The following is a 7,473-nucleotide window of genomic DNA, read 5'->3' on the forward strand; positions in this document are numbered from 1 at the left end:
TCCCCCCTGCCGAGCCGCGGCCCGCCGGCCCCGATGGCACCCCCCTCGTCACCGGGTCCTGATCGGCGGGAACTTCAGCGGGGCGGCTCGAGATCGCGACTCCCCCTCCCTCGAGCCGTCCCGCCTGTTCCGCTCAGCTCTCGCCCGCCTCCGGCACCGGCACCGGCGCCGCCGCACGGCGACGGCGGTGGAACCACCAGCCGAGCCAGCCCAGCGGCACGATGAACAGCAGGAACGGCGCGAGCGCGCCCAGCACCGTCAGCAGGCCACCACCGAAGACGAGGAACGCGTGCCAGCCGCCGGCCAGCCCGCCCAGGAATCCGCTGTGGTCTTCGGACGGCGGCGGCGGGGCGGCGACGTTGCGGATGGTCATCGCCACGGTCGCCATCGCGACGCTGCCGGCCAGCGAGTTCCGCTGCTGTTCAAGCGATTCGAGCGTCGCTTCGCGGCTCGTCAGCTCGCTCTCGACCGAAGCGATCTCGGACACCGAAGTCGCCCTCGCCAGCAACGCGCGGATCCGCTCCACCGACGCCCGCTGGGTCGCGAGCCGGGCCTCGACGTCGATGACCTGCTCCGTCACGTCCTGCGTGTTCAGCTCCCGCTTCACCAGGCTGCTGCCCAGGTGCGAGAGCTGGTCGAGCACGCCGTCGAGCTTGTCCGCGGGCACCGCGAGGTTGAGCGTGGCCAGCTCGTCGCCGGTGCTCTCCTGCCCGGTGTAGCCGCCGGCGCCCTGCGCGATCCCGCGGGCCTGCGCGACGACGTCGACCACCTTGGGGGCGGTCAGTTCGAGCCGGGCGCTGCGGGCGAGCTTGCGGTCGGTGGCCCCGGGCTGCGGCGCGGTCACCTTCTCCTGCCCGGCCTTGCCGCTGCCCTGTTGCGGCGGCGCGGCCGGGGCCGGGCCGGAACCGGCACTGTCCGCGGTGGTCCCCGCTCTTTCCGCCGCCGAGCAGCCGGCCAGCACGAACGCCACCGCGACGACCGCGAGCCCGGCTCTCCATCGTGTTCGCATCCTGCGTCTCCCTCCAGGTTCACCTGGCGAGGAGACGGATGTCCGGTTCAAGGCCGTTGCACGGCCTCCGGTCACGACTCGGTCAAGCCCGGTTCATGCGGCTTTTCGGGCGCGACGAGGTGCTTGAACGCCTGGAGGTTCGCCAAGGATTCACCGCGGGAGACGCGCCAGTCCCACTCGCGCTTGATCGACGTCGCGAAGCCGATTTCGAGCAGCGTGTTGAAGTCGCCGTCGGCCGCTTCCAGCACCTGGCCGAGCACCTTGTCGAGCTCGTCGGCGGACATCGTCTCCTTGCCGAACCGGCCGACCAGGTAGATGTCCCCGAGACTGTCCACTGTGTAGTGAACGCCGTAGAGCTTCGCGTTGCGCTGCAACAGGAACCGGTAAACGTCCTCATGGGACTCGTCGGGACGGCGGCAGACGAAGGCCTCCACCGAAAACGCGTGGTCGCCGTCGACCAGCCACGCGTTCGTCTGCAGCTTCTTCGTACCGGGCAGCGTGACGAAGTACTTGCCGGGGCCGCGTTTGTCGTACTTCAGCTCCGCGGAGTCCAAAGTAGACTGAATCAGCCGGTCCAGGCTCACACCGCCACCTCCGCGCGCACGTCCAGCGCACGGGAGAAGGCGCTGGTGGCCTGAGCATAGATGTCCAGGAGCGCGTCCGTCGTGCGGCGCCAGGAGAACCGGCGCGCGTGCACGACGGCGTTCGCACCGAGTTCGGCGCGCCGGTCCGGGCGGAGCGCGACCGCGGCCAGCGCGTCCGCCCACTCCTCGGCGCCGTGCCCGGGCACCAGCAGCCCGGAGACGCCGTGCGGCACCGCCACCGGCAGCCCGCCGACCTCGGCGGCGACCACCGGCGTCCCGCAGGCCTGCGCCTCGAGGGCGACCAGGCCGAACGACTCGTTGTAGCTCGGCACCGCGACGACGTCGGCGGCGCGGAAGACCCGGGCGAGCCGCTCGCCCGGCTGCGGCGGCAGGAACCGGACCTGCGGCTCGATGCCCAGCGAACCGGCGAGCTCCCGCAGGGCCTGCGGCTGTTCCAGCCCGGTGCCCGACGGCCCGCCGACGATCAGCACGACCAGCCGCGAAGCCAGCTCGGGACGGCGGCGCAGCATCGCGGCCGCGGCGTGCAGCAGGACGTCCGGCGCCTTGAGCGGCTGGATGCGGCCCGCGAAGGCGAGCACGACGTCGTCGTCGGCCAGCCCCAGCTCCGCGCGCGCGAGGGACTTCGAGCCCGGCGTGAAGCGTTCGAGGTCGACGCCCGGCGGCACGGCGTGCACCGCGTCCGGCTCGGCGTCGTAGAGGTCGATGAGCTGGCGCGCCTCGACCGCGGTGTTGGCGACCAGCCGGTCGGCCTCGGCGACCACCTGCTCCTCACCGATCACCCGGGTGCGCGGCTCGGGCTTGTCGCCCTCGGCGAGCGCGGCGTTCTTCACCTTCGCCAGGGTGTGCGCGGTGTGCACCAGCGGCACCGACCACCGGTCGCGCGCGAGCCAGCCGACCTGGCCGGAGAGCCAGTAGTGCGAGTGGATGAGGTCGTAGTGACCGGGCTCGTGGAAGGCCTCGGTCCGCAGCACCCCGGAGGTGAACGCGCACAGCTGGGCGGGCAGCTCGTCGCGGCCCAGCGGCTCGAACGGGCCCGCCTGCACGTGCCGCACGGTCACGCCGGGCGCCAGCTCGGCCACCGGCGGCTGCCCGGACGCGGTCGCGCGGGTGAAGACCTCGACCTCGACGCCGCGGCGGGCCATCTCGGTCGCGGTCTGGCTGACGTAGACGTTCAGCCCGCCGGCGTCGCCGGTCCCGGGCTGTTCGAGTGGGGAGGTGTGCACGGACAGCACCGCGATCCGGCGCGGCACAGCGCGGAACCTTCGGATGTTGCTGGTCACCTGGTCACGTCTCCTGCTGCTTCAGCATTCCTCGGCGAACTGCCGGAGCACCGCGTCGAACTCGGCCGCGGACTCGGCGAAGGGCGCGTGCCCCCCGTCAACGAACCAACGCCCGGTGGCACCCGGAATCTTCCCGAGGGCGTGTTCGGCCACCGAGGGCTCGATCACGCGGTCGGCCGTGCCGTGCACGACCAGCGCCGGTCTGTCGATGCCGGCCAGCACTTCTTCGCTGCCGACGTCCCGGCGGAACAGCCCGGAACGGACCGAAGGCGGCACGCTGAGGGAGGCCCCGAGCAGGGCCTGCGCCTGTGCGCCGGGCACCGGCCCGGTGACCATTTCGCGGGTGAACGCGGTCAGCGCCGGGACCGCGATGTCCCAATCGTCCGAAAGCATCGCGCGCATGTGCTCGCGCATCAGCGCCCCGACGCGCCCGCCCGGCCGGTCGCGGCCGATCTCGGTGATGGCGCCGACGAGCACGAGCCCGCGCAGCCGGGCGGTGCCGTGCACGCGGATGTGGTCCACCAGCACGAGCCCGCCGTAGGACCAGGCGACGACGATCGCGTCCGGGCCGGCGAAGTCGAGCACCGCGGCGAGGTCGTCGGCCCAGACCTGCGGGTTGTCGTAGCCGGTGGCCGGGACGTCGGAGGCGCCGTGGCCCCGGAGGTCCACGGCGACCAGGCGGAACCGCTCGGTCAGGGCGGGGTCGGCGAGCTGCGCGGCCCAGCAGCCGCCCGACTGCGCCCAGCCGTGCACGAACACGATCGGACGGCTGTTCCGCTCACCCTCGACCCGCAGGCCGAGGCGGACCCCGCCGTGCCCGACGACTTCGGTGCGCACCGGTTACTTCGCACCCATCCCTTGCCAGGCCGCCCAGCTGAAGTTCCAGTCCTTGACGTCCGAGTTCATCGGCGGGGACAGCTTCGAGCCGGTGATCTCGACCGGGTCGCCGATCATCGCCGAGTCGAAGTAGTCCTTGGCGTCGGCTTCGAGCAGGTTGACGCAGCCGTGGGAGTTGTTGGTCTTCCCGATGTTGGCCGCGTTGTCCTGGTTCTCGTGGATGAACTCCCCGTGGTTGGAGAACCGGCAGGCCCACTTCTTGTTGACGTTCGTGTAGCCGTAGCGGGCGTTGTCGAAGATCGCCGACGGCTCCTTGCTCATGATGATGTAGGTGCCGTTCGGGGTGTTGCGGTCGACCTCGCCGTCCAGCCCGTTCGCGCACGGGTAGCTCTTGACCTGCGAGCCGCCGCGGTAGACGTGCATCTGGTGGTCCGGGGTGTTGATCTTGACGACCTGGTTGCGGCCGATCTTGAACTTCGTGGTGACGTCGGCCTTGCCGTACGCGCCGCCGCCCAGGTCGACGCCGTACAGCTTCGCCTCGACGTTCACGGTGATGTTCTGCGGCCAGTACTCCTTCGGCCGGTAGTCGACCTGACTGTCGGACAGCCAGCCCCACGCACCCTCGACCTCCCCCTTGTCCGTCTTCACGGACAGGGCCTTCTCGACCGCCTTGCGGTCCTTGACCGGCGACGCGAACTTGACGCTGATCGGCATGGCCACGCCGACGGTCTGGTTGTCGGCGGGGTTCAGCGTGGCGCGGACCTGCTTGGCCGGGGCGATCGTGGTGAAGCTGCCCTTGAACTCGACCGGCTTGCCGTCGGAGCCGGTGGCCTTGGCCGCGTAGGTGTAGGTCTTGCCGTAGCCCAGCGGCTCGGAGCTGGTCCAGGTGAGGCCGTCCGGCGAGAGGTCGCCCTTGACGGTCTTGCCGCCGTCGGCGCTCAGCTTGCACTCGGTGAGCTTGCCGTCGGCGACCTTCAGGACGGCGGGCTTGAGCACCGGGACGTCCTTGGCGTCGGCGGCGGGCTCGGCCGTGATCTTCGCCACGGGCTGCGCGCCGCCCTCGCCGTCGGCGCCGGCCGCCCCCGTGGGCAGCGCGTTGCCGCCGTTCTCGCTCGAGCACGCGGCGGCGACCAGGGCGGCCCCAGCCGCCAGAGCAGCCTTGAAGACCGTACGCCGTTCGATCACCGAAACCTCCCGAAATCCCCCGCCGACCAGCGGGCACACGCCCTTTAGCGCTGGTGGCCCAGCGGACGTTACCTGCCGGAAGGTAAAGACCAACCGTTCAGGTGGCGACGCCTTTGTCGACAAAGACGTCCTACACACGTACGGGTTGCCCGGTTCGGCTCAAATCACGCAGTTGATCAGCAACGGCTCGGGGTGCAACCGGACGCCGAACCGCTCGTGGACACCGTCGCGGACCTCCCTGGCCAGGGCGAGCAGGTCCGCCGTCGTCGCCTCGCCGCGGTTGGTCAGCGCCAGGGTGTGCTTCGTCGACAGCGAAACCCGGTTCCCCGGTCCGGGGTACCCCTTGGCGAAGCCCGCGCGCTCGATCAGCCAGGCCGCGGACAGCTTCACGCCGCCGTCGGCCGGGTACTGCGGCGCGTCCGCCCCGGCGACCTCCGTGATCCGCTTCAGGACCGCTTCGGCCTCGGCGCCCGGCACGATCGGGTTGGTGAAGAACGAACCCGCGCTCCACGTGTCGTGGTCGGCCGGGTCGAGCACCATGCCCTTACCGCGACGCAGTCCGAGAACCGCGGAGCGCGCTTCGGCGGCCGGGACGCGGGCGCCGATCTCGACGCCGAGCGTGCGCGCCAGCTCGGCGTAGCGGATGGGCGCGGAGAGGCCGTCTTCGCGGACCTCGAAGCGGACCGAGAGGACGACGCCGGTGTCCGTGCCCTTGAGGACGCTGGTGCGGTAGGCGAAGCCGAGTTCGTCGGCCTTGAGCGTGCGCACTTCGCGCGTCCCGCGGTCGTAGAGCTCCACCGAGACGATCGACTCGGCGACTTCGCAGCCGTACGCGCCGACGTTCTGGATCGGTGTCGCCCCGACGCTGCCGGGGATGCCGGAAAGGCATTCGAGCCCGCCCAGCCCGGCCTCGACCAGTGCGGCGACGAAGGCGTCCCAGTTCTGGCCGGCCTGGACCTCGACGATGTCGCCGTCGCGGCGCCAGCCGGTGTTCGCCACCTCGACGAGCGTGCCGTCGAACCCCGCGTCGCCGACCACCAGGTTGGAGCCGCCGCCGAGCAGCAGCACCGGCTCGCCCGCCGCGTCCGCCTCGCGGACCGCCGCGACGAGGTCTTCGCTGGTCACGGCGCTGACGAAGCGGCGGGCCGGGCCGCCGAGGCGCAGCGTGGTGTACGCGGCGAGCTTCGGGAGGGCGGGAGTTCGGGCGGTGTTCACGCGTCTGACGGTACTGTCCGGCTCATGGGATCCCGGATCGAGCACCGCGCTGAGTTCGCCGCCGACGTCGCGTCCACGTACGCGGCCGTCGCCGGCGAGGAGGCGCTGCGGGCCCGCCTGGAGGAGCTCGGCGGCCACAGCGCGGCGCTGCTGGCGTACGAGGTGTCCGACGCGGGCCTGCGGTACCAGCTGCGGCAGGGCATCAGCGCGGACAAGCTGCCGCAGGCGGTGCGGACGCTGCACAAGGGCGACCTGCTGGTGACCCGCACGCAGACCTGGCGCGTCAGCAACGACGGCACCGGCCACCAGGGCAACGCCTCGGTCGAGGTCGGCGGCGTCCCGGGCGAGATCAGCGCGCGGACGGCCCTGCTGGCCAAGGACGGCAAGACCGTGCACCGGACCAGCGGCGAGGTCACGGTCCGGATCCCGCTGTTCGGCGGCAAGCTGGAGAGCGTGATCGCCGAGCAGGTCACGAAGCTGCTGGAGCGCGAAGCCGAATTCACGGCGAAGTGGCTCACCGAAGCAAACTGAGCCCGGTCGGCGCGCCGACGCGCGGGACGACCAACCCGAACCGCCTGCGCCGGGTCGACCGCTGGATCGCGGCCGCGCCGGCGACGTCGCGGCTGCTGCGCTCGGCCGGTTCGCCGCTGGTGGTCGACCTCGGCTACGGCGCTTCCCCGGTGACGACGGTCGAGCTGGCCCGCCGGCTGCGCCGGGTCCGCCCGGACGTCCGGGTGCTGGGGCTGGAGCTGGATCCGGTGCGGGTCGCGGTCGCCCGGTCCGCGGCCTCGCCGCCCCTGCTGGACTTCCGCCGCGGCGGGTTCGAGCTGGCCGGGACGCGGCCGGTGCTGGTGCGGGCGTTCAACGTGCTCCGGCAGTACGCGGAGGACGAGGTCGCGGGCGCGTGGGGCCTGATGCTGGCCTCGATGCCGGCCGAGGGCCTCCTGGTCGAGGGCACGTGCGACGAGATCGGCCGGCTGTCGACGTGGGTCCTGGTTTCCCAGGCCGGGCCGGTGTCGCTGACGCTGTCGATGCGGCTGGCCGGGCTGGAGAAGCCGTCGACGATCGCCGAGCGGCTGCCGAAGGCGCTGATCCACCGGAACGTGCCCGGCGAGCGCGTCCACGACTTGCTCGCTTCCCTCGACGCCTGCTGGGCGACGGCGGCTCCGCACCAGGCGTTCGGCGTGCGTTCGCGCTGGCTGGAGACGGTCCGGCTGCTGGCCGCGCGGGGCTGGCCGGTGCTGGGCCCGCCGTCCCGGATCCGCCTCGGCGAGCTGACGGTCCCCTGGTCCGCGGTCGCCCCCGCCTGAACGTTCACCGGGCCACCCCCGCTGCGTCACCC

8 protein-coding genes are annotated in these 7,473 nt (G+C 72.2%); 2 read left to right on the forward strand and 6 right to left on the reverse strand.

The window, feature by feature from the left end; genetic code table 11:
- Window positions 1-133 precede the first annotated feature (133 nt).
- From CCN39_RS44485 to CCN39_RS44510, 6 genes are all read right to left on the reverse strand, one after another.
- On the reverse strand, window positions 134-1,009 hold the full coding sequence (locus CCN39_RS44485; protein WP_086852825.1) for a DUF4349 domain-containing protein: 876 nt from the start codon (window positions 1,007-1,009) through the stop codon (window positions 134-136).
- Window positions 1,010-1,080: 71 nt separating this feature from the next.
- Window positions 1,081-1,593, reverse strand: coding sequence for a type III secretion system chaperone family protein (locus CCN39_RS44490; protein WP_086852826.1), 513 nt, complete (start codon window positions 1,591-1,593; stop codon window positions 1,081-1,083).
- Window positions 1,590-2,894: a D-inositol-3-phosphate glycosyltransferase gene (mshA, locus tag CCN39_RS44495; RefSeq protein WP_244211299.1), complete on the reverse strand. Its 1,305-nt coding sequence runs from the start codon at window positions 2,892-2,894 to the stop codon at window positions 1,590-1,592. Before mshA ends, CCN39_RS44490 begins: the two co-directional genes overlap by 4 nt.
- Before the next feature lie 21 nt (window positions 2,895-2,915).
- Window positions 2,916-3,731, reverse strand: a complete 816-nt coding sequence (locus CCN39_RS44500; protein ID WP_086852828.1) for an alpha/beta fold hydrolase — start codon at window positions 3,729-3,731, stop codon at window positions 2,916-2,918.
- 3 nt (window positions 3,732-3,734) lie between these two features.
- Entirely contained in the window at window positions 3,735-4,916 is a 1,182-nt protein-coding gene (locus CCN39_RS44505) for a L,D-transpeptidase (RefSeq protein WP_086852830.1), read from the reverse strand.
- Window positions 4,917-5,075: 159 nt separating this feature from the next.
- A complete protein-coding gene (locus CCN39_RS44510) occupies window positions 5,076-6,131 on the reverse strand; it encodes a UDP-N-acetylmuramate dehydrogenase (protein WP_086852831.1) in 1,056 nt (351 codons plus the stop codon).
- A 24-nt stretch (window positions 6,132-6,155) separates the two neighbouring features.
- Here CCN39_RS44510 and CCN39_RS44515 point away from each other — a divergent pair, with 24 nt between their 5' ends.
- Together CCN39_RS44515 and CCN39_RS44520 are read left to right on the forward strand one after the other, a co-directional pair.
- The gene (locus CCN39_RS44515) at window positions 6,156-6,662 is read left to right on the forward strand and encodes a DUF2505 domain-containing protein (protein ID WP_086852833.1); all 507 of its coding nucleotides are present in this window, start codon (window positions 6,156-6,158) and stop codon (window positions 6,660-6,662) included.
- The gene (locus tag CCN39_RS44520; RefSeq protein WP_086852835.1) at window positions 6,641-7,441 is read left to right on the forward strand and encodes an SAM-dependent methyltransferase; all 801 of its coding nucleotides are present in this window, start codon (window positions 6,641-6,643) and stop codon (window positions 7,439-7,441) included. Before CCN39_RS44515 ends, CCN39_RS44520 begins: the two co-directional genes overlap by 22 nt.
- Window positions 7,442-7,473: the final 32 nt, after the last annotated feature.

The organism is Amycolatopsis kentuckyensis (assembly GCF_002155975.1).
Lineage (GTDB): Bacteria > Actinomycetota > Actinomycetes > Mycobacteriales > Pseudonocardiaceae > Amycolatopsis > Amycolatopsis kentuckyensis.

What these genes read in the sequence shown, in the direction of transcription:
- CCN39_RS44485 (WP_086852825.1), bottom strand. Translation starts at nt 1,009, where the DNA reads ATGCGAACACGATGGAGAGCCGGGCTCGCGGTCGTCGCGGTGGCGTTC.
- CCN39_RS44515 (WP_086852833.1), top strand. Translation starts at nt 6,156, where the DNA reads ATGGGATCCCGGATCGAGCACCGCGCTGAGTTCGCCGCCGACGTCGCG.